General features: G+C 67.2%; 19 protein-coding genes. 14 read left to right on the forward strand and 5 right to left on the reverse strand.

Annotation, left to right across the window (positions count from 1 at the left end):
* The first annotated feature begins 17 nt into the window (after window positions 1-17).
* The 5 genes from D7X30_RS33210 (at window position 18) to D7X30_RS33230 (ending at window position 7,269) form a co-directional block, all read left to right on the forward strand.
* Window positions 18-986 (forward strand): glucodextranase DOMON-like domain-containing protein, encoded by a 969-nt coding sequence (locus D7X30_RS33210; RefSeq protein WP_120566980.1) that lies wholly within the window; start codon window positions 18-20, stop codon window positions 984-986.
* A 142-nt stretch (window positions 987-1,128) separates the two neighbouring features.
* The gene (locus D7X30_RS33215; protein ID WP_120566981.1) at window positions 1,129-3,330 is read left to right on the forward strand and encodes a hypothetical protein; all 2,202 of its coding nucleotides are present in this window, start codon (window positions 1,129-1,131) and stop codon (window positions 3,328-3,330) included.
* Window positions 3,331-3,476: 146 nt separating this feature from the next.
* Window positions 3,477-4,559 carry a glucodextranase DOMON-like domain-containing protein gene (locus D7X30_RS33220; protein ID WP_158619427.1) on the forward strand — a complete coding sequence of 361 codons (1,083 nt, stop codon included), beginning with the start codon at window positions 3,477-3,479 and terminating at the stop codon, window positions 4,557-4,559.
* Between the two features lie 81 nt (window positions 4,560-4,640).
* The gene (locus D7X30_RS33225) at window positions 4,641-6,002 is read left to right on the forward strand and encodes an AHH domain-containing protein (protein ID WP_120566983.1); all 1,362 of its coding nucleotides are present in this window, start codon (window positions 4,641-4,643) and stop codon (window positions 6,000-6,002) included.
* A 127-nt stretch (window positions 6,003-6,129) separates the two neighbouring features.
* Window positions 6,130-7,269 (forward strand): imm11 family protein, encoded by a 1,140-nt coding sequence (locus tag D7X30_RS33230; protein ID WP_233591939.1) that lies wholly within the window; start codon window positions 6,130-6,132, stop codon window positions 7,267-7,269.
* Here the strand turns inward: D7X30_RS33230 and D7X30_RS33235 are convergent.
* Window positions 7,266-8,930 carry an alpha-amylase family glycosyl hydrolase gene (locus D7X30_RS33235; RefSeq protein ID WP_120566985.1) on the reverse strand — a complete coding sequence of 555 codons (1,665 nt, stop codon included), beginning with the start codon at window positions 8,928-8,930 and terminating at the stop codon, window positions 7,266-7,268. The two genes, D7X30_RS33230 and D7X30_RS33235, sit on opposite strands and share 4 nt — an antisense overlap.
* A 90-nt stretch (window positions 8,931-9,020) precedes the next feature.
* On the opposite strand from D7X30_RS33235, the gene D7X30_RS33240 reads away from it, so the two are divergent.
* Entirely contained in the window at window positions 9,021-10,355 is a 1,335-nt protein-coding gene (locus tag D7X30_RS33240) for a DUF4032 domain-containing protein (protein ID WP_120567016.1), read from the forward strand.
* Between the two features lie 2 nt (window positions 10,356-10,357).
* Here the strand turns inward: D7X30_RS33240 and D7X30_RS33245 are convergent, their stop codons facing one another.
* Window positions 10,358-12,190, reverse strand: a complete 1,833-nt coding sequence (locus D7X30_RS33245) for a metallophosphoesterase (protein WP_199724622.1) — start codon at window positions 12,188-12,190, stop codon at window positions 10,358-10,360.
* A 166-nt stretch (window positions 12,191-12,356) separates the two neighbouring features.
* Here D7X30_RS33245 and D7X30_RS33250 point away from each other — a divergent pair, with 166 nt between their 5' ends.
* Both D7X30_RS33250 and D7X30_RS33255 read left to right on the forward strand, forming a co-directional pair.
* Window positions 12,357-12,812: a thioesterase family protein gene (locus D7X30_RS33250; protein WP_120567018.1), complete on the forward strand. Its 456-nt coding sequence runs from the start codon at window positions 12,357-12,359 to the stop codon at window positions 12,810-12,812.
* An 82-nt stretch (window positions 12,813-12,894) separates the two neighbouring features.
* The gene (locus D7X30_RS33255) at window positions 12,895-14,112 is read left to right on the forward strand and encodes a GAF domain-containing sensor histidine kinase (RefSeq protein WP_120566986.1); all 1,218 of its coding nucleotides are present in this window, start codon (window positions 12,895-12,897) and stop codon (window positions 14,110-14,112) included.
* Here the strand turns inward: D7X30_RS33255 and pfkB are convergent, their stop codons facing one another.
* Window positions 14,113-15,069 carry a 1-phosphofructokinase gene (gene pfkB / locus D7X30_RS33260; protein ID WP_120566987.1) on the reverse strand — a complete coding sequence of 319 codons (957 nt, stop codon included), beginning with the start codon at window positions 15,067-15,069 and terminating at the stop codon, window positions 14,113-14,115.
* Window positions 15,066-17,561 (reverse strand): phosphoenolpyruvate--protein phosphotransferase, encoded by a 2,496-nt coding sequence (gene ptsP, locus D7X30_RS33265; RefSeq protein ID WP_120566988.1) that lies wholly within the window; start codon window positions 17,559-17,561, stop codon window positions 15,066-15,068. The genes pfkB and ptsP overlap by 4 nt, the downstream gene beginning before the upstream one ends.
* 228 nt (window positions 17,562-17,789) lie before the next feature.
* Here ptsP and D7X30_RS33270 point away from each other — a divergent pair, with 228 nt between their 5' ends.
* A complete protein-coding gene (locus tag D7X30_RS33270; protein ID WP_120566989.1) occupies window positions 17,790-18,560 on the forward strand; it encodes a bifunctional 2-polyprenyl-6-hydroxyphenol methylase/3-demethylubiquinol 3-O-methyltransferase UbiG in 771 nt (256 codons plus the stop codon).
* Here the strand turns inward: D7X30_RS33270 and D7X30_RS33275 are convergent.
* On the reverse strand, window positions 18,541-18,777 hold the full coding sequence (locus D7X30_RS33275; protein ID WP_120566990.1) for a hypothetical protein: 237 nt from the start codon (window positions 18,775-18,777) through the stop codon (window positions 18,541-18,543). The two genes, D7X30_RS33270 and D7X30_RS33275, sit on opposite strands and share 20 nt — an antisense overlap.
* Window positions 18,778-19,280: 503 nt before the next feature.
* Here D7X30_RS33275 and queE point away from each other — a divergent pair.
* Genes queE through dbpB (D7X30_RS33300) form a run of 5 tightly spaced genes read left to right on the forward strand, consistent with a single transcriptional unit; the run spans window position 19,281 to window position 24,505 of the window.
* Window positions 19,281-19,928, forward strand: a complete 648-nt coding sequence (gene queE, locus D7X30_RS33280) for a 7-carboxy-7-deazaguanine synthase (protein ID WP_120566991.1) — start codon at window positions 19,281-19,283, stop codon at window positions 19,926-19,928.
* Between the two features lie 11 nt (window positions 19,929-19,939).
* Entirely contained in the window at window positions 19,940-20,896 is a 957-nt protein-coding gene (locus tag D7X30_RS33285; protein WP_120566992.1) for a hypothetical protein, read from the forward strand.
* Window positions 20,893-22,032, forward strand: a complete 1,140-nt coding sequence (gene dbpB / locus D7X30_RS33290; protein WP_120566993.1) for a DGQHR domain-containing protein DpdB — start codon at window positions 20,893-20,895, stop codon at window positions 22,030-22,032. Before D7X30_RS33285 ends, dbpB (D7X30_RS33290) begins: the two co-directional genes overlap by 4 nt.
* Window positions 22,029-23,291: a tRNA-guanine transglycosylase DpdA gene (gene dpdA, locus D7X30_RS33295; RefSeq protein ID WP_120566994.1), complete on the forward strand. Its 1,263-nt coding sequence runs from the start codon at window positions 22,029-22,031 to the stop codon at window positions 23,289-23,291. The genes dbpB (D7X30_RS33290) and dpdA overlap by 4 nt, the downstream gene beginning before the upstream one ends.
* Before the next feature lie 23 nt (window positions 23,292-23,314).
* A complete protein-coding gene (gene dbpB / locus D7X30_RS33300; protein WP_120566995.1) occupies window positions 23,315-24,505 on the forward strand; it encodes a DGQHR domain-containing protein DpdB in 1,191 nt (396 codons plus the stop codon).
* Window positions 24,506-24,755 lie beyond the last annotated feature (250 nt).

Consider the following 24,755-nt stretch of genomic DNA (forward strand, 5'->3'; position numbering starts at 1 on the left):
AAGGAGCAAGCACCCCCATGATCAACCCCCGCATCGCAGTCCTCACCCTGGCCGCTTCCCTGTCCGCGGCGCCGGCCCTGGCCGAGAAGGTGCAGTTCAAGGACCCCACCGGCGACGACAAGGGTCCCGGCAAGTACACCTACCCGACGGACCCCGTGTACAAGCCGGGCTCGTTCGACCTGACCGGCTTCAAGCTGGACCAGGGCGGCAACAAGACGGACGTTGAAATCCAGCTGAAGGCGTCGCTGGAGAACCCCTGGAAGATGGCGGACGGCTTCTCCGTGCAGGAGGTCTTCATCTTCATCGACACGGACCACAAGGTCGGCAGCGGCTTCACGGACAGCCCCCCGGGCCTGAACGTCTCCTTCGCGCCGGAAGACGCGTGGGACAAGGTCATCATCATCTCGCCGCAGGGCTCGTCGCGCGTGCGCGCGGAGGCCAACAACAAGGCCGGCGCGATGAAGGGCGCCGTCGTGGTGCCCACCAAGGTGCGCGCCTCCGGCAACAAGATCACCGCCACGGTCATGAACTCCGACCTGGGCGCCGGTTCCCCCTCCACGTGGGGCTACCAGGTCGTGATGCAGTCCAACGAGGGCTTCCCCGCGGAGAACGACCTGCTCACCCGCCGCGTCAACGAGTACGAGGGCCAGCACCGCTTCGGCGGCGGCTCCGACTTCAACTGCGATCCGCACGTGATTGACGTGCTCGCGGGCCAGGGCAAGGGCGACAGCTCTGAAATCAAGGCTCAGTACGACATGCTCGCGTACGAGTGCGCCGGTGACGGTTCCGCAACGAAGAAGGCCACGCTGAAGATGGTCTCCGGCGAGAAGCGCCCGGCGGCGCAGGGTGGCGCGGCGGCGGCGGCTCCGGCTCCGGCTCCCGAGGCGGCGCCCGCGGCTCCGGCCCCGGCTCCGGCGCCCACGCCGGCCGCTCCGGCTGGAACGTCGGTCGCTCCGGCGCCGACGACGGCCACGCCGACGAAGTAGTCGGTGGCGGACTGTTCAAAACAGTCTGTTTCAAGGTTTGATGCAGCACGGGGAGGGCTGCCGCGGAGGTCCCGCGGCGGCCCGGGAGAGGGGATGACCCCCCTCTGGTTCAAAGCTTTCTGAGAAGGGTTTTCCGGACATCATGAAGAATCGCAAGAACGTGGTGCGGGGAGCGTGTGCGCTCACCGTGGCGGTCGGCCTCATTCCTGGGGCGGCCATGGCACAGGACAGCGGCCCCAAGCTCACCATTGGTGGCACGACCTATACGAAGTACCTCTGGGGCACGCAGCGCGACCAGGGCGCGCTGTACAACTTCACCACGGTGCCCGGTGAAGGCTACGGCGACAACGGCATTGGCACGGAGCTGGAGCTGCTGCTGAACGCGAAGATCTCCCCGCAGGTGGAGGTCAACGGCCGCATCCACAGCCGCTTCAACCAGAACTTCTGGACGAACTTCGGCGGCTTCGGTGGCCGGAACCCGCCGACGCCGCCCTGCACCGCGGGCGACTGCGGCGAGTTCGATCCGCGCTCCAACCAGTACATCAAGCTGCGTGGCATGTCCGTGACGCTGCGTCCGGGCTACCTCATCGACTCGGCGCTCATTGGCGCGACGGACCTGGGCCAGTTCGACCCGTTCGTCATCGGCCGCGTCCGTTACATCGACCGCGACAACGCGGCGGCCATCATGCTGCAGGGCTCCAACTTCGAGCGGCGGCTCACGTGGGACGCGGCGCGCATCTCGCTGCCCCGTCTCTGGGCGGGCCCGGGCTTCAGCACGGGCGCCTTCCACGCGCGTGACGCGGCGTACGGCTTCCAGGCGAAGTTCACCCCGAACGAGCTCTTCGACGTGGGCGGCATCTTCCAGTACGCCAACGACCAGGAAGTGAACCCGGAAGACACCAACCTGGACGACGGCCGCGACCTGACCCCGCGCTACCGCAACGGCGTGGGCGGTCTGAAGGCGGGCCTGCACATGGGTTCGTGGCTGGACGTGCGCGGCGCCGTGTACTCGTCGTACTCCAACGCGGACCCCGTGCTGTCGGACAAGAGCTTCGGCGTGGGCGGCTACAGCGCGGTGCTGGCAGGCCGCCACACCGACCAGACGTACATGCTGAACGCGTCCCTCAACGACCCGCTGGACGTGGGCCTGTCGCTGAACTTCCAGCTGTTCAGCATCGGCGCGGACTACATGGCCGTGATGGCCAGCCGCCGCGAGGCGGACGTGCTCCTCACGGAAGGTCACGACGGCAGCTTCGCGTTCCCCGGTCCGTCCAACGCGGCCTACGGCATCTACAAGGGCAACCCCACCCGCATCGGCTACGGCGGTTGGACGAGCGAGGCCCAGCAGGTCGCGACCATCAACGTGGACAACGACTTCACGGACTTCGACGAGCCCATGGCGGAGACGGCCATTGGCTGGAAGGGTGTGACGGCAAACCCGGTCTACACGAACGGCGCGCTGGAGCTGGGCGGTGAGTATTCCTTCATCACCTACAACACCAACTGGCAGGCGTACGGCAGCGCCGACAAGGCGCTGGGCGACAGCCAGTACCCGGGCACGGAGCTGGACTCCGGCGTAGGCCACAACTTCCGCACGGCCTACCAGCCCTTCCAGGACAAGAAGACGCACCTGGTCGCGCTGCGCGCCAAGTACGTGGTGGACGTGCTGAAGGGCATCGATGTGTTCGGCAAGTTCAAGTACATCCACGAGACGGACAAGCGCCTGAACGACCCGCGCTTCCTGCCGTACGAGTCCGGCTCGTGCGTGGGCGGCGGCGTGGCGTGCGACAACTCGCTCCGCAAAGAGTACAGCCCGGGCAACAGCACCGCCGACCTCTACCGCAACCCGGACGTCATCACGAACAGCCAGGGTGACACGGGCTACCAGTTCAAGCCGTTCGACAACATCGCGGACGACGACCGCCTGCTGGACTACACGACGTTCACGGCTGGCGCGGGCTACCAGTTCACGGACGACCTGTACGTGTCCGCCAGCTACTCCAAGTTCTTCGCGGACCTGCTGGACGGCAACACGGCGTTCCAGGCGTACAACAACCACGAGATGGCGTCCGGCAAGCACAACAAGAACCAGGTGCTGGTGAAGGCGCGCTACATCCTGTCCGGCGTGGAGTTCGGCCTGGAGGGCCAGTACGCGTTCGGCACCTTCCGTCCTGACTTCGGCGACGGCTACGTGGTGCAGTACGCGGACGACACCATCGCGGCCGACCACGGCGTGGCGGTGGGTTCGCGCGGCTTCACCAACCGCAACAGCGGTTGGAACAGCCTGGAGGAGCGCAACTTCGAGCACATGCGCGTCAAGGCGTTCATGAAGGCGCAGTTCTAGTCACCGCGCGCTCCGCTTCGGGCGGGGCACGGGGTTGATGAGAGAGGGAGCCCGGGGCGCCTGTGAAGGCACTCCGGGCTCCTTGCGTTTGGGGCACCGCGCGATACACCTGACGGGCGTTCCCTTCGTGCATGAGGTGCCCCCCGATGTTCGTGCGTTCTCGCGTGTCCGCGCTCCTGCTCGCTTCCACCCTGGCCGCGTGTTCCGGCGGCAAGACGCGCGAGGATGCGCTGCTGTTCCGGCTGACGGATCCGGTGGGGGATGACCACGGCGACGGCGAGCTGCTGTATCCGCGCCGCACGGACCTGGGGCGGGGCGACCTGGACGTGGTGTCGGTGGCGGCGTTCGCGGACGGCGAGGCGACGCGGTTCGAAGTGACGTTCGCGCACCCCATCGCGAAGCCCTCGCGCGCGCAGTCGGTGGACCTGGAGGGCGCGACGGTCGCGGAGCGGGCGCGGCACGGCTTCTACACGTTCAACGTGGACCTGTACGTGGACCAGGACCGGGTGCCCGGCTCCGGACGCACGGACACGCTGCCGGGGCGCGGGCTCACGCTGGCGGCGGACTCGGGGTGGGAGAAGGCGGTGGTCCTGACGCCGCGTCCCTATGAGGCGCGTGAGGCGCTGCGCAAGGCCTGGCGGCAGGCGGCGCTGGATGCGTACGAGAAGAAGGCCGGGGGCATTGGCGGCAAGGTGGAGGCGGAGCTGAACGCGGCCACGGAGCAGGAGTTGGAGGCGCGGGTGTTCTTCCCCACCCTCATCCAGGTGAGCGGGCGCACGGTGGTGTTCCAGGTGCCGGACCGCTTCCTGGGAGGACACGCGAGCGCGGACTGGGGCTACGGCGTGGCGGTGACAGGCGCGACCATCGAGCGGCGCGTGTCGCTGGGCGGGCTGTTTGGCGGGGACACGTCCGCGAACACGCGGCTGATGGCGATGGGAATCGTGCCCGGGGAGCCGCCGTCCGCCGACCGCTTCGGCGGTGGGCGCAAGGGAGACCCAGCGCAGTCCCCGGTGGTGGACCTGCTGGTGGCGCAGGGGACGACGCAGGAGGAGGTGCTGGGGCCCACGAGGCCGGCGTGGAGCGCGGTGGTGCCGTCTGGGAAGTCGGCAGCCGTGGCTGCTCCGGAGGCGGGCACGGTGGAGGACGCCGGTGTGCCCGTGGACGTGCCGGATGCGGGGCCCGGGGTTGAGGACGCCGGAGCCGTGGGTCCTTCGTCGCCCGCCCCGTGACGGCCGGTTCCCGCGCTGTGCTCGGGAGGTCCTGGTTGCGGTGAGTCCGCGCGGCCGAGGATGGGTGCTTGGGAGGCATCCATGTCTTCGTGCCGGAGCTGGGCGGTCGCGGTGCTGCTGTTGCTGCTGGGCACGGGGTGTTCAGCGACGCGCGGCGTCCGGCTGAAGACAGGGCGGGGTGCTCCTGTCGTCCATGTGCCTCGGGCGGAGGTCGAGCCCGTTGAGTTGGACGGGGACTCGTTCACGGAGGCGGTGCGGACGCTGGCGGAGGATGCGCCGGTGTCTACGCGTCCTCGTGAGGACGCGTACCGGCTGTTCGCGGGCTCGTTCTCCTCGAAGGCCTATGCCCATGTGCGTGGGCGCTTGGGGCTGGTCTCCGTGGAGGAGCCTTCTCGGGCTCGGCTGCTGGGGGACGACTCGGACCGGGAGCTGGCGAGCGCTTATGGGCGGTGGTGCCAGCGCAAGCAGACACCGGGGGACTGTCTTCAATTGCTGGAGGCGGGTTCCACGCTGGATGAGGACGGGCGGCGTTCGCTGGCGTTCGCCATCGCGCTGGATTCAGTGTGGGAGGAGACGTCGGAAGCGCTGGTGGGGATGACGGATCAGCGCGCCGTGCTCACGGCCATCGTCGCGACGAGCACGGTGTACCTGGCGTTGTGGTTGATGCCCGAGCCCGTGTCTAAGGGCATCGCGGCGACAATGACGGTGGTGCTCATTGCCTACCTGGGCATCGACACGGTGTGGAACCTCATCCAGGGCTGGATCGAGTTGTCCGAACACGCTCGTGTCGCCCGGTCGTTCGATGAGCTTCGCGATGCGGGGGAGGAGTACGGGGAGGTGATGGGGAAGAACGCGGCGCGGGCGTTCGTGATGCTGGCGCTGGCGGCGGTGGGCAGTACGGCGGAGACGTTCGCGGCGAAGGTCGCCACGCTCCCGGGTTCAGGGCAGGCCTCGCTGGTGGCCGCGGAGATGGGTGGCTTCCGGCTGGGCGCGGCGGCGCAGGTGGAGTCCGCGGCCGTGTCCTCCGAGGGCGTCGTCACCCTGGTGCTGGCGCCGAACGCGGTGGCGATGTCCGCGCGGGATGAGAAGAGTCCCGTCGCGACGGGTGTGGATGTAAAGGGGCAGGAGCACCACATCGCATCCAATAAGTTCTGGAACGCCACGAATCGCGGTGGCCCATGGTCACCGAAGTTCCAGGAAATCTTCGATAAGGCGGGGATGTCACTCGACGATGCCGCGAATAAAGTGAGCGTGCCGGGGCATCGAGGTCCACATCCGGAGGCGTATCACCAGAAGGTTTTCAAGGTGCTGCGGGATGCGACGGAACCATGCAGAACCATGCAAGACTGCCGCGTCGCCTTGACGAAGGCACTGCGAAGGCTCGCGAGCCAGATTCAAGCAAAAGGGACGGACTTGAATCGATGGGTCACCGGCTTGGAGTGACATAGGAGCGCCGCCCATGCCGACGCACTATTTTGAACTCTACGAGCATGTCGCAGAAGGGTTCTGGTGCCTGGGGCATCCGCTTGATGCTCAGAGGCGAGAGCTCGACGACCCATGGCAATTCAGTGTGGGCGAGCCTGCCCACTTCAAGGGGCTGATCAGGCTCCCGCTAAGCCTGGAGGGAGAATCCCGTGACTTCTCCCACGCGGCGTTCGGTACTCCGGTGGTCAATGCGAAGCTGGCCGCACTCTTCCAGGAGCTGGCTCCCCATGACGTGGAGGTGATTCCCGTTGCGGTCGACGGCCACGCAGGGCCGTACTTCATCCTCAATGCCCTCCGTAAGTTCACATGCATCGATACCGAGGCTTCCGCTGAGGTGGACTACTGGACCGAGGAGGATGGGCTTCCTGAGAAGGTTGGGAAGCTCTTCTCCATCTCGGGCATGCGCATCGACACGTCGAAGGTAGGAGACGCGAAGGTATTCCGTCCGTCGGAGTGGAAGGGCTCGTTCATCGTCTCCGAGGACATCAAGGACGCGATGGAGCGCGCGGGCATCACGGGCGCGAAGTTCGAAGCGGTCACGGGGCCGACGACCTTCGATCCTGTGCGGCGTGCGGAGACGAAGAGGCGAGGCGAATTGTGGGACCAAGCACGCATTGCCCGTCGTTCGGTGTGGCGAGGGCTCGGCACCATGTCCGACGACCTCTACATCCCTCCTGTCGTGGGCGGTCCGTGGCCCGGCGAGCGTCAGAACTGGATTGCCGTCCGTCGTCCTGACGGCGGCATGCTCATTGTCACAGACGGCCTGTCCGACCCATTCAACGACATCCTGGACCGTCCCACCGCCGGCTTCGGATTGGAGCTCGCCATCGAGACTCCGGAGCCGCTCGGGGAGGTGTGGAAGAGCTGGCCGGTGCACCTGCTCGAACGTGTCGCCTATGAGGTCGCTGAGTTCGAGAAGCTCCGCGTCCGACTGGCCAACGGCACGCTGTCCATGGAGGTCGACGGCGTGGGCATGCCCGAAACCCTCGTCACGTCCGAGGGCCGTGTGGCCGTGCTCATCGGCATGGAGACGGACTCGCTGCCCTCGCGCTTCACGCTTCCCGGAGGCGAGGTCCGGCTCCTCACCGTGAAGGTGCTGATGCCCGCGGAGCTGAAGTGGCTGCTCCAGCAGGGCACGGGCGCAGGGGCGGAGCTCATCCGCCGCTTCACGGCCGCGGGAGAGACGCACCTCTCCCGCTCATGGCGTCAGCCTGTCGTCAGCTAGCGCAGCCGCCAGATGCCCGTGGAGCGCGCGGGGATGCTCGTCTTCCACGCTCCCGTGCCACCCGTGAGCGTCGTCACGCCGGCGTCCAGGAACAGCGGCTCCGCCGTGGTGGCCTCCACGTCGAACGGGCCCACCGACTCCTGCGAGGTGGAGAAGTTGTGGACCACCAGCACCTGCTCGTCGTCCAGCGTCCTCACGAACGCGAGCGTGCGCGACATACCCGTCGTCGCCGTGAACAGCCGCAGGCCTCCGTTGCGCATCGCCTCCGAACCCTGCCGCGCGTGGATGAGCGACCGGTAGCGCGACAACAGCGAGCCCGGGTTGCTCCGCTGCGCCTCCACGTTCGCCGTCTCCCTTCCGCTGGAGAACGCATACCAGGGCGAGCCCGTGGTGAAGCCTCCGCCCGCCGCCGCGGACCAGGGCATCGGCGTGCGCTTGGACTCGTCGTTGTTGGCGTTGCCGTTCCCCAGGCCCACCTCCTCGCCGTAGTAGAGGAACGGCGCGCCCGGCAGCGTCAGCAACACCGCCGCCGCCAGCCCCAGCTTCGCTCCGTCGTTGGAGAACTGTGTCGCCAGCCGCACATGGTCGTGATTGGTGAGGAAGGGCGCGTCCGCCACACCGGCCGGATAGTTGTTCTTCATCTCCAGCAGCTTCGCCGCCACGCCCCCGCCGTTGCCCGCGTTGATGCCTTCAATCACCCGCGTGGACATGGGGAAGTTGAAGTTGAGCGGCAGCTCGTCCCCGCCCGGCACCGTCGCCGTGGAGCCGTAGTACTTCGCCACCGATGGCGTCTCGCTCCAGTTCTCGCCCACCAGCACCGCGTCCGGCTTCACCGAACGCACGTGCGCGGAGAACTCCTTCCAGAACGCGTGCGTCTCCGGCGTGTCCGCCTGCCCCGCGCCGCCGCCCGTCTCGATGAGGTAGCGCGCGGCATCCAGCCGGAAGCCGTCCACGCCGCGCTGGAGCCACAGCGTCGCCAGGCGCTTCATCTCCTCGCGCACCGCGGGCGTCTGCATGTTCAGGTCCGGCATGCCGCCCCAGAAGACGCCGTAGTACCAGCCGCTGTCCTGCCGGTGCCACGTGCCGGTCTGCGAGTAGATGTCCCAGGGCTGCTTCCAGCCCGGGTCGCTCGCGCGCCACTGGTACCAGTCGCGCTTCGCCGACTGCGCCGAGGACGATGAGTCCACGAACCACGGATGCGATGCGCCGGTGTGGTTGATGACGAAGTCGAGGATGACGCGCATGCCCCGGCGGTGCGCCTCGTCACACAGCCGCTGCAGGTCCTCCAGCGAGCCGTACGCCGCCTGGATGCGCTCGTAATCCGTCACGTCGTAGCCGTGGTAGCTGGGCGACGCGAACACCGGCATCAACCACAGTGCGTCCACGCCCAGGTCGTCCGTCGTCGCCGGGTTGCCGTCGTTCAGGTAGTCCAGCCGCGAGATGAGCCCCGGCAGGTCGCCCACTCCGTCGCCGTTGGAGTCCTGGAAGCTGCGGACGAACACCTCGTAGAACACCGCGCCCCGGTACCACGCGTCTCCCGCGGGCGCGGCGAGCGTGATGCTTCCTGGCGCGGACGGGGTCGGCGCGGGCGTAGGCGAGGAACCGGCGCAGGCCGACAGCAGGGCCGCGCTGCAGAGGGAGAGTCCGCGGAGGGGGCGCATGGCGTCTTCCTCTAACAGCGAACGTTCCACGCGAGCCAGCGCACCCCCCGGATGAAGCGCGCTCACCCGGACGGTAGGCTTGTGGCCAACATGTCTCACCCTCCTCGCCGCCTTCATTCCCTGCATATCCGGCAGGGGCACCCGGACTTCCTCGACCTTCCGTGGGAGCTGCCGCTGGAGGCGTGGACGGAGCGTTCACCGCGCGTGGTGGAGGTGCCGCGCGGTCTGTCCCGGCACGTCGTGGTGTTCGTCAGCTACGGCGCCACCATCTACGCCTTCAAGGAGACGCCCGCGCGTGTGGCGCAGCGCGAGTACGACCTCTTGCGCGGCCTGGAGGAGCGCCGGCTGCCGTCCGTGGTGCCCGTGGGTCTGGCGGTCCAGACGGAGGAGGGGCTGGAGGCCTCGCCCGGGGACAGGCCTGGACTGCTGATCACCCAATACCTCGCGTCGTCGCTGCCTTACCGCGCGCTGTTCATGCACCAGGGATTGGAGCGCTACCGGTCGCGGCTCCTGGACGCGATGGCGGGCCTGCTGGTGCGGCTGCACCTGGGCGGTTTCTTCTGGGGCGACTGCTCGCTGTCCAACGTGCTCTTCCGCCGCGACGCGGGTGAGTTGCAGGCGTACGCGGTGGACGCGGAGACGTCCGAGCTGCACGAGCAGCTCTCCGCCGGTCAGCGGGAGATGGACCTCCAGATCATGGAGGAGAACATCGCCGGAGGCCTGGCGGACCTGGCCGCTCGCGTGGAGCTGGCGGAGGAGCTGCCCCAGGAGCTGGAGGCCTGGCAGGAGACGGCCGCGAGCATCCGCCAGCGCTACGAGCGGCTGTGGGCCGAAATCAACCGCGAGCTCATCCTCCAGCCGCACGAGAGCTACCGCATCCACGAGCGGATCCGCACGCTCAACGACCTGGGCTTCTCCGTGGGCGAGGTGGAGCTGCTGGCGAGCGGGCAGGGCAGCCAGCTGCGCATGCGCACCATCGTCACGGATCGCGAGTACCACCGGCACCAGCTGCACTCGCTCACCGGCATCGTCGCGGAGGAGCGCCAGGCGAGCCTGCTGCTCAACGAGATGCAGGAGATGAAGGCCACGCTCACGCGCAAGCTGGACCGCAGCGTGCCCCTGAGCGTGGCCGCGTTCCGCTGGCTGGATGAGCGCTACCACCCCACGCTCTCACGCCTCCAGAAGGACCTGGGCCGCGCGGCCGACACCGCGGAGCTCTACTGCCAGGTGCTGGAGCACAAGTGGTTCCTGTCCGAGCGCGCGAAGCGTGACGTGGGCCTGGACGCCGCCGTCCAGGACTACGTGACGCTCACCCTCAAGCAGCCCGGCATCGCGCCGTTGCTCGAGGACGCCTCACGGGTCGCGAGCGCCAGCGCGGAGGACGATGCGCCGGGCGTGACTCCCGCCGAGCGCTCGTCCGGGTAGCGTCAACGGCAGACGCGGATGGGCGGCTCGATGAGGAACGGCTCGGTGGCGTTCGGGTCGTCCGGGTCGAACGCGGGCGACATGGGCCCCGCGCCCGTGGGCTTCCACTTGCGCGGCACTCGCTCCAGGCCCACGGGATAGATGGTCAGCGCCCCGTCCTTGCCGATGCGCATGCGCAGGAAGTTCTTCCAGTCCGGCAGCGCGAGCGAACCGAAGGCCTCGTTGGAGTGCGCGCCGAAGAAGTTCACGCTCAGCCAGAGGTACAGGCCGGTGATGAACGGGCCCACGAGGAAGCCGCCCACGAACGTGAACGTGCAGGAGAAGAAGAACTTGCCCGCCAGGTGCAGCCAGCCGTCCGCGCAGTGCGCGCCATCCGGTGACAGCACCGGACACACGCCCAGCTTGCTCACCGTGAAGTACGTGGCTCCCCAGGCGACGAAGAACGCCGCCACGATGTGCGCCACGCCGTGCAGGCTGCCCAGGAGCGCGCGCCATTTCCCCAGCGCCGCGTCCGCCAGCCCCGCGAGTCCTCCCACCGTCACCATGCCGAGGATGAGCGTCCACGGCCGGTTGACCATGCTGTTGGCCACCGCCGTCACCACCTCCGGCAGGCGGGAGAGGCCCATCGAGCCCACCTCCGCGTAGGCGGCCAGCGCGAGCAGCAGGTACCACAGGCCGGTGATGAGCCCGAACAGCGGGCTGTAGCGGATGAGGAACAGGTTCTTGCGCGCGAGCTTCCGCGACGTGGCCTCGTCCGGGAAGCTCTTGCGCAGCGTGGAGCCGTCGCGCAGCACGGGCGCCGCGGGCGCGTGCGTGGGGTGCATGAAGGCGCCGCCTCCGCCCGCGGTGATGCGGTGCTGGCCGGTGTCGTCCTCGTGCCGGCGGTAGTGGTGCAGGTCGCCCGCGAGGAATACAGCGATGCGCCGCCCGAGCACCTTCTCCTCCAGGTACTCCAGGTTGTTCTCCAGGTAGCTGCCCTTGGCGCGCCGCGCGGCCGCCGCCAGCACCCACGCGGGCTCCGCGTTGCAGAGGATGACGCGGTCGTCCGGGCCCATCTGCTCCGCGACCTGGCGGAAGTACTCCACCTGGGGCACGTCGATGTCGCTGTTGAGCTGCACGTCCGTGCCGATGAGCCACCAGTTCTTCGGCAGCTTCAGCGCGAAGTAGCTGCGGCTCTGCCGCGTGCGGCGCCCGGCCACCCAGCGCTGCGCGCAGAACAGCCGCATGAAGGCGGACAGGCCGTCGTACCAGTCGTGGTTGCCCGGGATGACGAACAGGTCCGGGTGGGGCGCCTGCGAGCGGCGCATGGCGGCCTCGTAGGGCTGCACCGTGCGCTCCTCGTACGTCTCGCGGCTGGCGCCCGGGTAGACCTCGTCCCCTCCGAACACCAGCACGCGGCCTCGCGGCGTGACGTGCGCTGTCTTGCCGTCCTCTTCCGGAAGCCGGAGCTCCGGCTGCGCCAGCAGGCGCGCCACCGCGTAGGTGGAGTCCCAGCCGTCGCCGATGTCGGAGACGTAGTCGAGCCAGAAGTCGCCGTCCGCGCCGGACTCCTCCGAATAGTCGAAGTAGGGCTGCTGCGGCCGCACCACCGCTTCGATGAGCCGGTGGTCCGCTCTCGCGCCGAACACCGTGGCCACCACCGCGTCCAGGCCCGTGCGCAGCACCTGCCCGGGGTGCAGCCAGCGCACCATGTCCGCGTGCTTCTGGGGCCTGGTGGCGGTGGCGGTGCCGCGCTCGCGCACCAGGTGCGGCGGGGGATTGGGGCCCGGCTCCTCCCATGGCGCGGGCGGGTCGTAGCGGCTGTCCTCTTCGGGCCGCGTGGGCTCACCGGCCATGGCGAGGACCCGGGACGGCGGAGGGATGGGACGGGGCGGCGGGCGGCGCCAGCGTGGACCGGAGAGCCATGGACCCCTGGCTTAGCATGCCTGTGCGGGACTCCTGGAGAGCAGGCAGGCGTGGTTTCCGTTCCCTGGCGGGATGGTCCCTGCGACCCTGGGGCGCATGTCGAACGCCTCCCTGAAGGACTTCCCCGTCGTGGTGCCCTTCCCCGTGCACTGGAGCGAGATGGACGCGTACGGGCACGTCAACAACGCCCGCACGTTCACCTGGTTCGAGTCCGCGCGCATCGCGTACATGGCCCGCATCGGGCTGGTGGGTCCGACCGCCGCGGGCGCGGACACGACGACCGCGGACGGGGTGGGGCCCATCCTGGCCAACACGCACGCGGACTACCTCAAGCCGGTGGTGTTCCCGGTGAACCTGGTGGCGGGCGCGCGCGTCACGCGCGTGGGCACTTCCTCCATCACCTTCGAGCACGTCGTGGCGGGCGCGGACGACGGGGTGCTCTACACGCGCGGCGGTTCCATCGTCGTGACGCTGCGCTACGCCACGCATGAGAAGGTGCCGGTTCCCCCCGGGGTCCGGGCGGCCATCGAGAAGCTGGAGGGCAGGTCCTAGACCGGGAGTGTGGATGGGGGCCCTGTTCCAGGGTCCAACAGCGTCAGGCCCATGCGACGCGTACGCTGAAGCGGAGCGACACATGTCTCCAACTCCCTCCGCGAATCCCCGCCTCCGCGTTGCCAACCCCCTCACGGCGGACGTGGAGGCCGTGGGCCGCATCGACGCGGTGAAGACGGTGCTGCGCGTGCTGACGCGCACCACGGGGCTGCGCCTGGCGGTGGTGGCGCGCGTGACGCCGGAGTCGTGGACGTGCTGCGCGGTGCTGGACGAGCTGGGCTTCGGGCTGAAGGCCGGAGACACGCTGGCCGTCAGCACCACGTTCTGCGACACGGTGCGGAACCTGGGGACGCCGCTGCGGGTGAACCGCGCGAGCACGGATCCGCGCTTCGCGGACCACCCCGCGCCGAAGATGTACAACGTGGAGAGCTACGTCGCGGTGCCGCTGTACCGGCGCGGCGGGGAGTTCTTTGGCGTGCTGTGCGCGCTGGACTCGAAGCCGGCGGACCTCTCCGACGAGGTGCTGGAGACCTTCCGCCACCTGGGCGACCTGGTGGGCTCCCAGCTGGAGCAGGAGGAGGCGCTCACCGAGCGTGACTCGCAGTTGATGGGCGCCCAGGAGGCGTCGGTCCTGCGCGAGCAGCTGATGGGCATCGTCAGCCACGACCTGCGCAACCCGCTCAACGCCATCTCGCTGGCGGCGGCGACGCTGATTCGCAGGACGGACCTGGATGACCGGGCGCGCCGGGGGCTGCGGCGCATCCTCGATTCGTCGGACCGGGCGAACCGGCTCATCCGCGACCTGCTGGACTTCACCCACGTGCGCACGGGCATGGCCCTGCCGGTGAAGCCCCAGCCCATGAACCTGCATGAAGTCGCCGAGCAGGTGGTGGACGAGGTGCGGCTCACCGCGCCGGGACGCTCGCTGGACCTGGTGTGCGAGGGCCGCGGGCAGGGGCGCTGGGATCCGGATCGCATCGCGCAGGTGCTGACCAACCTGCTCACCAACGCCGTGCAGTACAGCGGGGCGGAGGCCTTGATTCGCGTGGAGGCGCGCGGGGACGAGCGGGAGGTGGTGCTGGCGGTGACGAACCCGGGGACGCCCATTCCGCCCGCGCTGCTGCCCGTGCTCTTCGAGCCGATGACCCGGGGCTCCACCGAGGGCAGCGAGCACCGCAGCGTGGGGCTGGGCCTCTTCATCGTGGATCAAATCGTCCGCGCGCACGGCGGCGCGGTGGACGTGGTGTCCACCGAGGAAGCGGGCACCACCTTCCGGGTGCACCTGCCGCGCGGCTGTTGATCAGCCCGTGCCCAGCGGGTGCATCCGCACCGCGCGGAGCAGCTCCGCCACGCGCTCGGGGGCGGGGGGCACCGGGCCCACCTTCGCGAGCTTCCCCGCCGCGAAGGCCGTGCCCCTCCGGGCGCAGGTCTCCAGGTCGTGGCCTTCCAGCCTCGCCGCCAGCACGCCCGCGAGCAGCGCGTCGCCCGCGCCCACGGTGCTCGCCACCGCCACGGGGGGCGGCAGGGCCCGCCAGGCGCCGTCGTCCGACACGAACAGGGCGCCGTCCGCTCCCAGCGACACCACCACCAGCCCGATGCCTGTCGCGTGCAGCTCGCGTGCGGCCCACGCGATGTCGCCCGCGTTCCTCAGGGGGCGTTCGACCAGCTCTTCCAACTCGTGCGTGTTCGGCTTCACGAAGTCGGGCCTCGCGGCCACCGCGTGGCGCAGCGGCGCTCCGCTCGTGTCCACCGCCACCACCGCGCCCTTCGCTCGCAGGCGCTCCGTCAGCGTGGCGTAGATGGACGCGGGCACTCCCACCGGCACGCTGCCGGACAGCACGAAGCAGCCGTTCTCCTCCGCGAGCGCATCCAACGTCGCCAGCAACGCGCCCAACGCCTCCTCCGGCACGCGCAGGCCCGGCAGGTTCAGGTCCGTCACCGCGCCGCTCGTGCGGTCCACGACCTTGATGTTCACGCGGCTGGAGCCCGGCAGCCGGAGGCAGCGGTCCTGGATGCCTCGCTCGCGGAACAGCGTCTCGAACAACGGCACCGTGTCCTCGCCCAGGAAGCCCGTGGCCGTCACTGGACGCGTGCCTTGCGCGAGGAAGGCCGCCACGTTGATGCCCTTGCCTCCCGGCGTGCGTGTCTCCGCCACCACTCGGTTCACCGCGCCCGCCGTGAACCCCGGACACTCCAGTGTCTGGTCGATGGCCGCGTTCAACGTGACCGTCACCACGCCCGGCTTCGTCGGCCTCACGCCTTCGCTCCCTTCCGGGCCAGCAGGCCGCGCACCAATCCTCGCACCTCGGAGGCGTTGCCGCACTCCAGCGCGGCCTGGGCCACGTCTTCCGCGTCCGCCATGGAGATGCCCCTCAGCAGCGCCTTCACCGCCGGGATGCTGGGGATGGCCACGCTCAGCTCCGTGACGCCCAGGCCGGACAGCACCACCGCGCCGGACGGGTCTCCCGCGATGCCGCCGCACGCGCCCACCCAGATGTCCGCCTTCCTCGCCGCCCTCACCGTGAGGTCCACCATGCGCAACACCGCCGGGTGCAGGCCGTCCGCCCGGGACGCGAGCACCGGATGCTGCCGGTCCATGGCCAGCAGGTACTGCGTCAGGTCGTTGGTCCCGATGGAGAAGAACGACACGTCCCGCGCCAGCTGCTCCGCCATCATCACCGCCGAAGGGACTTCCATCATGATGCCCGTCTCCACCGGATCCGCGCCCACCTCGCGGCGCACGGACTCGGTGATGGCGCGGGCCTTCGCCAGCTCCTCGGGCATCGCCACCATCGGATACATGATGCGGACCGGGCCCTCCATCGACGCGCGCAGGATGGCGCGCAGCTGCGTGCGGAACAGGTCCTCCCGTTCGAAGCACAGCCGGATGCCTCGCATGCCCAGGAACGGATTCGTCTCCGCCGGCAGGGACAAATACGGCACGTGCTTGTCCCCGCCGATGTCCAGCGTGCGCAGGATGAGCGGCAGGCCGTTCAGCGCGCGCACCATGGTGAGGTACGCGTGGAGCTGCTCCTCCTCGCCGGGCGGCTCGTCGCGCTGGAGGAAGAGGAACTCCGTGCGCATCAGGCCCACGCCCTCGCCGCCCGCGTCCACGGCCTTGCCCGCCTCCGCGGCCTCGCTGATGTTCGCGGCCACCTCCACGCGCCTGCCGTCGAGCGTGATGGCGGGCCGGTAGCGCTCCAGTTGCTCCTGCTTGCGCCGTAAGCGGATCCGCTCGCGCTGGTGCGCGGCCTTGGCCCTGTCCCTCGCTGAAGGCCTCACGACGAGCACGCCCGCGTCGCCGTCCAGGATGCAGTGCTGCCCGTTGCGCAGGTCCAGCACCGACGGCCCCACCGCCACCACCGCCGGCAGGTCGAGCGAGCGCGCGATGATGGCCGTGTGTGACGTGGTGCCGCCGCCCGCCGTACACAGGCCCAGCACCATGGCGGGGTCCAGCTTCGCGGTGTCCGACGGCGTCAGGTCCTCCGCCAGCAGCACCACCGGATGATCCGGGAAGGTGGGCTCGCCCTCCAGCACCCGGGCCAGGGGCCGCAGCACGCGCCGGCCCACGTCCCGCAGGTCGGCGGCCCGAGCGGCCAGCACCGGTTCGTCCATCGCGGCCAGCGCCTGCGCGCGGCTCTCGAAGACCCGGTGCCAGGACGCGCCCGCGCTCAGGCCGGTGTCGATGAGGCCGTGCGACTCCCTCAACATCTCCGGGTCGTCGAGCAGCTCCAGGTGCGCCTTGAAGATGGCGGCCCGCTGCGCTCCGGCCTTCTGGAGGAAGCCTTCGTGCAGCTGGCGCAGCTCCGCCGCCGCTCCGGCCAGGGCCGACTCCAGCAGCTGATGCTCCCGCGCGGCGTCGGCGGCCCACTCCTCCACCTCCAGCCGTTCGCGCTGGAAGGCCCACACAGGCCCGGCCGCGATGCCCGGCGACGCGGACAGGCCCGCGACCAGCGTCCCCTCGTAGTCGAGCACGGCGGCGGGCACGGGCTCCGGTGCCAGTGCGCGAGCGGCGGGAGGCTCCTCGCCCAGGCCGACGTCGAAGGCTTCTTGCAGCGCGAGGAGCACCGCCGCCGCGTCGTCCCCCGCCGCGGTGAGCGTCAGCCTGGAGCCGCCCCGAGCACCCAGGCGCAGCAGCGACAGGAGGCTGCGGGCGTCCGCCTGCCGCCCCTCGTGGTGGACGGTGACGTCCGCGCGGAAGCGGCGCACCACCTCCACCACCGCGGTGGCGGGGCGCGCGTGCAGGCCGTCCGGTGAAGGGGAGAGGACCTGGAGCGAGAGGCCTTCGAACGCGGGAGCGTCCTGCTGCTCCGGCAGGGCGCCGGAGCCCTGGAGCGCCTGGATGATGGCGGCCGCGTCCAGGGTGGAGGCCAGGGCCACGGCCCGGGCCTCGTCGTCCAGCACGCCGGTGAGGCTGGCGAGCACCTGGAGATGTTCATCGGACTGCGCCGCGATGCCCACCACGAGGTGCGCATGGCCGTCCTCGCTCCAGACGACTCCGGCGGGGAACTGCACCACGACGACGCCCGTCTGGAGCACGAGGTGGCGCGCCTCCGGCAGGCCGTGCGGAATGGCGATGCCGTGGCCGAGGAACGTGGCGGACACCTGCTCGCGCTTGAGCATGCTGTCGACGTAGTCGGGCGAGATGAAGCCGGACTCCACCATCACCTGTCCGACCAGGCGGATGGCCTCCGCCTTGTTGGTGGCGGACCATCCCAGGCGGACCTGTGACGGCGTCAACGACAGCATCGGTGCTCCTTGCCTCTGGTGCGCGCGAGCTTCACGCGGGGAACGACGGTGCATCCTGCCCGGTGTCCGCCCACGCCCGCGCGGGCGTCCCGAGCCCCGTCTTCCGGGTAACAACCCACAGAGGAGAAGACCTCCCGGCCCCCACGTGGCTCCGACATGACGGACAGGCGACGTCCAGCATCCACGCGCGTGACGGCCCGCATGGGGGTGTTAAAGGAGGAAGCCGTCATGTCTGACAGCGTCCTGGACTTCTACGAAGGGCTGGCCGAGGAGTACCACCTGCTCTTCGCGGACTGGGAGCAGTCGGTGGACCGGCAGGGCGCGGTGCTGGACGCGCTCCTGCGCCGCTCGGGAGCGCCGCCGCCGCGCCGGGTGCTGGACTGCGCGTGCGGCATCGGCACGCAGGCGCTGGGGCTGGCGGCGCGGGGTTATTCCGTGCACGCCACGGACCTGAGTCCCTCCGCGGTGGCGCGCGCGGAGCGGGAAGCCCGCGCCATGCACGTGAGCATCACCACCGGCGTGGCGGACATGCGGATGCTGGACTGGCAGGTGCCGGGCACCTTCCACGTGGTGATGTCCTGCGACAACGCGATGGCGCACCTGCTGGAGGACTCGGACCTGGACGACGCCGCGACCGCGATGGCGTCGCGCCTGGTGCCCGGGGGCCTGCTGGTGGCGAGCCTGCGCGACCACTCGGCGCTGCTGGAGAAGCGGCCACGCTTCACGGCGGAGCGCGTGCTGGACACGCCGCTGGGCCGCCGCGTGCTGTTCCAGGTCTGGGATTGGGCGGTGGATGAAAGGCAGTACACGGTGCGCCAGTTCATCCTGCGTCAGGAGTCCGGCATCTGGCACACCACCGAGCACACCGGCATCTACCGCCTGCTGCAACCGGTGGAGCTGGAGCAGGCGCTCACCCGGGCAGGGCTGGTGGATCCGCGCTGGTACACGCCGGAGGAGACGGGCTTCAATCAGCCGCTCATCACCGCGCGGAAGCCCTGAGCATCGCGGGGAGGAGCGGCGCCGCGTGACGGCGCACGGTGTCCGCGGCCTTCCACCACACGCGGGCCTTGTGTGCCCCGGCTTGCAGCGTCTCCATCAGGTGCAGGGACGGCATCAGCGCGAGCAGGAGGTGCAGGGCCAACAGCCAGCCCAGCCCTTCCCGGACGAACGACGGGAGCGGCTTCGACTCCTGGGACGGAGCTGACGACCTGTCCATGGCACCCCTCGTGACGACAGTTGTAGTCATGAGCGATATGCCATGGCTACAGTTGTAGTCAAGGGGCTGCTTTGGAAACTAGGCCCCCTGAGGAGAGCCGGGTTCTGGTCGGCAGGGAAACCGCCGGTACGGAAGATGCGCGTGCGGTCGATGGTCGCGAGCATCCACGAGCATCGTGGGTAGCGCGCTCATTAACGGAGGTAACGCGCATGCGCGGTTGCGCGGACCGTAGGCCGCAGCAGCTCTCGCCGTGAAGCAGTAGCGCGGTGTACCAGCGCCTCAGTGTCCCTCTTGCGCTCTAGCGGGCTTGAGCGAGGACCTGCAGGTCCTCGCAGACCGAACTTTTCTCGCTCCGGGCTGCAGAAGGCATGATGTAGAAACGGGACCATTGCGCGGAGCGATAACTGCGTGCGATGTGCAGCAGTGCACCTCGCAGTTTTCTGCGTGTGGAGGAGGCGTAACGTGGTTCGCACTGCGGCGAAGAGCGCTCGGGAGTCCACGCCGTGAGTTACGCGGTCAAGGAACTCTTCTACACGCTGCAGGGTGAAGGCGCCCAGGCGGGGCGTGCTGCTGTGTTCCTGCGGTTCGCAGGCTGCAATCTCTGGAGTGGCCTTGAACGGGATCGAGGCCGGGGTCCGGGGGGCTGCTCTCAGTGGTGCGACACCCAGTTCGTGGGAACGAATGGCCCAGGTGGAGGTCGCTTCGCCTCAGCGGATGCTCTGGCCGCATCTGTCGCAGCAGCATGGCCACGCGAGCAGTCCAGCGCACAGCCCATGGTGGTGTGTACGGGCGGAGAGCCGCTCCTCCAACTCGATTCGCTCTTGGTGGATGCTCTGCATGGCCGAGGATTCCAGGTTGCGGTGGAAACCAACGGGACGAAGCCCGTTCCCGACGGGGTGGACTGGGTCTGCGTCAGCCCGAAGGCGGGCAGCGAGTTGGTGCAACGCACGGGCAACGAGTTGAAGCTCGTCTTCCCCCAGGAGGGCTTTGGGCCAGACCGCTTTGAGGCACTGGAGTTCACTCACTTCATTCTTCAGCCCATGGATGGCCCGAACCGCGTGAGAAACACGCAGGTGGCCCTTGAATACTGCCTGGAGCACCCTCAGTGGAGATTGGGGATCCAGATGCACAAGGTCCTGGGAATTCCCTGAGGGACGCCTCCATGGGGAAGGTGCTTCACATCATCGCGAGTTGCACTGACCGGAAGCACCTTCTGGTGCCCGAGGCACTCCGGTTGCGACGCATCCGAGGGGCGGAAACCGAAGCCCGGGCCAACACCTGGTGGCAGCGGCTTGAGGCCCATAAGCACCCGCAGGGCCCAGCTCACCAACTCTACGCAGGTGAGCACTGGAGTGTTGTTCTTGGTCTTCCCGGGGCCGCGCGTGAAAACGGCTTCAACCCCAGCCTATGGATTGCTTCCGCGGGGTACGGGCTGATTCCACAAGAGGCCCAGATTCGGCCCTACTCCGCGACCTTCGCTCGGGGCCAGGAAGATTCCGTCGTGCGTGATTCCGAAAACAAGGATACGGGCGAACAACTCCGACGCTGGTGGAGGACGTTGTCGAGCCACCCTGGACCGGTGCGTGGCCAACCGCGCACACTTCGCCAACTGGCCTGCGAGCAACCGCAAGCGAACATCCTGATTGTGGCCTCCCCGCTGTACGTCGCTGCAATCGCGGACGACCTCGAATTCGCGGCAAAGAGTCTTCAGCACCCAGAGCGGTTGCTGATCGTTTCTTCGCCCGCATCCCTGTCGAACGGCTCGCTTGCGCCGCATTGGATTCCATCGAGCGCTCATCACCAGCAGCGATTGGGGGGATCCCGACTGGGACTTCACGCACGGGTTGCGCGCGAGATCCTTCTGGCGGCTCAGGGCGGCCATTTGAATGCTGCTGAAGTTCAAATGCGCTACCAGCAGTTGATCAAGAAGAGCGCCCCGCTACGACAGTATGATCGTCAGCCGATGACGGACGATGAGGTTCGCGAGTTCATCCGTCAGGTTGTGGATGAGGGCACGAAATCTTGGAGCGCGGCTTTGAAGCAGTTGCGAGCACGCCAATTTGCCTGTGAACAGCGCCGGTTCAAGAACCTGTTTGTTCAGACTCAGGAGAGCCCATGAAGAGGCCAACGCGTAAGGCTGTCGAGCGACGCGCAATTCGGGTCATCCAGACACCAGAGCATCCACTTTTCATGTTCGCTTTGAGCGCGAAGGAGCTTCAGGAGGTCGCTGAAGTTTCCCGGGTGTCTCGGGACTCAGAGGGAAGGCTCCTTGGGTATCAGCGTCCCAAGGTGAAGCAGCACGTGCGTAACATTACGGAGTATCTCAATGGGGAAGAAGTCATCTTCCCCAACTCCATTATTCTCGCACTCTCCTCCGCTGTTGTTTTCAAGAAGGTCAGGGGGCCGCGTGTGGATGATGGTTGGGCTGAGGCTGGGACGCTCCACATCCCATTGCCGAAGCCTGGCCAACCCCGACCTGCCTGGATTGTAGACGGTCAACAGCGTGCGTTGGCTCTGGCCCAATGCCGACGACAGGACCTGCTCGTTCCCGTCAACGCCTTCATCGCGGATGAAGTCGACCTGCAAAGAGATCAGTTCTTGAGGGTCAATAGCACCAAGCCACTCCCGAGAGGGCTCATCACGGAGTTGCTACCTGAAGTCGGGACCTTACTACCGCCAAACTTGGCGGTCCGGAGAGCTCCTGCCGCGCTCTGTGACTTGCTGAACCGGGACCCTGCGTCGCCGTTCAAGGGGCTCATCCGACGCAATTCAATGGACGCAGAGGCTCGGCGAAGCGCCATCGTTACGGACTCGGCTGTCGTCGCGATGATCAAAGACAGCTTGGGTAACCTGACGGGCTGCCTGTTCCCTTACCGGAATGTGGTTACCCAGGAGACTGATTTTGATTCAATTCGGAAGATGCTGGTCCTGTTCTGGACAGCTGTAAAAGAAGTCTTCCCAGAAGCATGGGGGCGTCAACCCTCACGGAGTCGGTTGATGCATGGGGCTGGGATTGGCGCGATGGGGCATTTGATGGACAAGGTCATGAGCAACATTGACATCAATGGGGCAAATGCCTTGCGGCTGGTGAAGGCGGAGCTTCTTCGGGTCCAACCCGTGTGCCGGTGGACCGAGGGACACTGGGAGGAGTCGGGGTTGGCCTGGAATCAGATTCAAAATACCTCTCAACACATTCGGCTCCTCTCAAACGTTCTGATTCGGGCGTACACGAGTAGCCGCCGGACGGCCGCATGAAGTTCTTCTTTCCGGACAGCCAGGATCTCATCGATCCCAGTTTCGACTTTGAGCGGGAACGGCGCTCAGCAACGCGGAAGCGCCAACGGGATGACCTCTACGCTCATGAGGTCTTCACGGCGACTCCGTTTGATGGATTCCTGGTCTCGAAGGGAATCGTGGATGGCTACGGCGCGCTGGGGAGTCGATACACGCTGGCGCAGCGACACCGGTTGCTGCGCCTGGGGGCGCCAGAATTCTTTCGCCTCGACCAAGCGCCCCGACAACTCTCCATCATGGGGGACTGCGGCGCGTTTACGTACGTGAAGGAAGAGGTGCCGCCTTATTCTGTTGAGGAGGTCCTGGAGTTCTACGGGAACTGCCAGTTTGATTTTGGTATCTCTCTCGACCACATCATCCTCCTGTTCAAGCCTGAGGCCGATGAGCGAGGCGCCTCCCGGGATCTCGTTCCCAATGAACTGCGCGAAAGGCGGGAGTTGACGCTGCAGTTGGCAAAGGAGTTTCGCCAAAAGCACAAGGCCGGCGGTTACTCCTTTGAGCCTGTGGGCGTTGCGCAGGGCTGGAGTCCCTTGTCATATGCGGATTCCGTCAAAGCACTCCAGAAAATGGGATATCGCTCAATCGCGTTGGGGGGAATGGTTCCGCTCAAATCAAGTGAGATTATTTCCTGCCTGAAGGCCATCGATGGGGTTCGAACCCCGGGAGTTCAATTTCATTTGTTGGGGGTCACCCGAACCGAGCATCTGAAGACCTTCTCCCGGCTAGGAATCACGTCCTTTGATAGCACCTCGCCATTAAGGCAGGCGTTCAAGGACGACAAGGATAATTACTACACGCCTGGGCGAAACTATACGGCAATCCGCATTCCTCAGGTGGAAGGAAACCCGGCTCTGCAACGGAAGATTTCATCTGGTGAGGTTTCGCAGGACATTGCCAGAAAGCTTGAGAAGGCCTGCCTTGAGGTCATGAATCTTTTCGACTCAGGCCGTAAGACGGTCGACCAAGCCCTGGCTGTGCTCATGGAGTACGAGCGCTTTTACGACCCGGATTCCAAGAAGAACCACGAAGCTGCGTACCGGCAAACGTTGACGGATGCGCCGTGGCAGCAGTGTCCCTGCGAGGTCTGCCAAGAGTTGCGATATCATGTCGTGCTCTTTCGCGGCGCCGAACGAAATCGCCGCAGGGGATTTCACAATATTTGGATGTTCCACAAGCAGCTCGAGAAGGAGCTTGGGCTCGGGCAGGGGAGCGCGGCCTGAGGACTCCGGCCCGATAACGACATATGCCAAAAGAGCTGAAGCTTCCTGCGATCGAGGTCAAGCAGTCCCGAGGCAGGACGCTCTATACCTTCGCTGTCGATGGGAAGCTTGTTCCTCAGTTCGCGACGATCTCTCGCGTGCGTCGTAAGGAAGATGGAGCGCTCTCGGGCTACCAGCGACCTGAGGTGCTTTCGCACATCGATGAGATCCGGACTTATCTGGAGTCAGGTTCACCCATGGTTCCGAATGCACTCGTGGTGGCATTCGATTCGCGGGTCAAGTTCCATCCAGACTCCAAGGCCATCACATCTGAGTACTCGCGTTCTGGTGTACTCACCATTCCGTTTGAATCGGAAATGGAAGATGACCGGAAGCCGGGCTTCATTGTCGATGGACAGCAGCGGCTTGCTGCAATCCGCGATGCCAATATTGAGCGGTTCCCCGTGTGCATGACGGCATTCATCACGGATGATGTCGGTCAGCAAACTGAGCAGTTCATTCTAGTCAATTCGACAAAGCCGCTTCCCAAAGGGCTCATCTACGAGCTTCTTCCCGGCACGAGTGCCCGCCTCCCGTCCTTGCTGGATCGGCGTCGGTTGCCGGCTCAGTTGATGGAAAGAATGAACCTGGAAGAGGGTTCACCGCTGCACAAGATGATTCAGACGGCAACCAATCCCGGCGGGATTATCAAGGACAACTCAATCCTTCGGATGTTGGAGAACAGTCTGAATGATGGAGTGCTCTATCGCTTCAATGCTTCGGAGGAAGCGAACGCGGACACCGAGCAGATGATCAACGTGCTCTATGCGTATTGGACAGCGGTGAAGGAGGTCTTCAAGGCGGCATGGGGATTGCCACCCAAGAAGTCTCGCCTTATGCACGGCGCGGGCATTATCAGCATGGGACTCATCATGGATGCGATCAGCGATCGCTACCGGGACCGCCCCTATCCCACCGCAGCCCAGTTCGCGACGGATCTGATGGGACTCAAGGAGTTCTGCCGCTGGACTGCGGGATTCTGGGACTTTGGCCCTGGGCTGCAGCGCAAGTGGAACGAGGTCCAGAACACCTCGAAGGATATTGAGGTGCTGACGAATTATTTGATGATTCAATACAAGAGCAAGGTGTGGTCCGCGCCAGTGGTGGCTGTTGGTTCATCCGAAAAGGGGGCGTCCGGAGCAGGTAAGAGGTCACGTGCGGTGACGAAGAGATAAGTCCGTTGGATGCTGGGGCAGTTCCCGGTGCGCAGCGGTACGCATGCCGCCTGCGTCGCGGGCCTCGTACGCACCGACGCCCACCGCAAGCTGCGAATGCGATACAGCGCGCCTGTCCTCGCTGGTAACCGTCCGGCCAACGACGTGCCGTGAGGGATTGCCGGGGTAGCGGCGCGCAGCGGACGCTTCCGGGCATGGCGAAGCAGGTGGAGAAGCCGGAGTGGGCGCGCGTCGCGGAAGCCTTCGAGGC

This window comes from Corallococcus sp. AB011P, from assembly GCF_003611605.1.
In the GTDB taxonomy this organism is placed as follows: domain Bacteria; phylum Myxococcota; class Myxococcia; order Myxococcales; family Myxococcaceae; genus Corallococcus; species Corallococcus coralloides.

Bases quoted from the DNA above. Each gene is read 5' to 3' on its own strand.
- D7X30_RS33210 (WP_120566980.1), top strand. From the start codon at position 18: ATGATCAACCCCCGCATCGCAGTCCTCACCCTGGCCGCTTCCCTGTCC.
- D7X30_RS33215 (WP_120566981.1), top strand. From the start codon at position 1,129: ATGAAGAATCGCAAGAACGTGGTGCGGGGAGCGTGTGCGCTCACCGTG.
- D7X30_RS33220 (WP_158619427.1), top strand. From the start codon at position 3,477: ATGTTCGTGCGTTCTCGCGTGTCCGCGCTCCTGCTCGCTTCCACCCTG.
- D7X30_RS33225 (WP_120566983.1), top strand. From the start codon at position 4,641: ATGTCTTCGTGCCGGAGCTGGGCGGTCGCGGTGCTGCTGTTGCTGCTG.
- D7X30_RS33235 (WP_120566985.1), bottom strand. From the start codon at position 8,930: ATGCGCCCCCTCCGCGGACTCTCCCTCTGCAGCGCGGCCCTGCTGTCG.
- D7X30_RS33240 (WP_120567016.1), top strand. From the start codon at position 9,021: ATGTCTCACCCTCCTCGCCGCCTTCATTCCCTGCATATCCGGCAGGGG.
- D7X30_RS33245 (WP_199724622.1), bottom strand. From the start codon at position 12,190: ATGGCCGGTGAGCCCACGCGGCCCGAAGAGGACAGCCGCTACGACCCG.
- D7X30_RS33250 (WP_120567018.1), top strand. From the start codon at position 12,357: ATGTCGAACGCCTCCCTGAAGGACTTCCCCGTCGTGGTGCCCTTCCCC.
- D7X30_RS33255 (WP_120566986.1), top strand. From the start codon at position 12,895: ATGTCTCCAACTCCCTCCGCGAATCCCCGCCTCCGCGTTGCCAACCCC.
- ptsP (WP_120566988.1), bottom strand. From the start codon at position 17,561: ATGCTGTCGTTGACGCCGTCACAGGTCCGCCTGGGATGGTCCGCCACC.
- D7X30_RS33270 (WP_120566989.1), top strand. From the start codon at position 17,790: ATGTCTGACAGCGTCCTGGACTTCTACGAAGGGCTGGCCGAGGAGTAC.
- D7X30_RS33275 (WP_120566990.1), bottom strand. From the start codon at position 18,777: ATGGACAGGTCGTCAGCTCCGTCCCAGGAGTCGAAGCCGCTCCCGTCG.
- D7X30_RS33285 (WP_120566992.1), top strand. From the start codon at position 19,940: ATGGGGAAGGTGCTTCACATCATCGCGAGTTGCACTGACCGGAAGCAC.
- dbpB (WP_120566993.1), top strand. From the start codon at position 20,893: ATGAAGAGGCCAACGCGTAAGGCTGTCGAGCGACGCGCAATTCGGGTC.
- dpdA (WP_120566994.1), top strand. From the start codon at position 22,029: ATGAAGTTCTTCTTTCCGGACAGCCAGGATCTCATCGATCCCAGTTTC.
- dbpB (WP_120566995.1), top strand. From the start codon at position 23,315: ATGCCAAAAGAGCTGAAGCTTCCTGCGATCGAGGTCAAGCAGTCCCGA.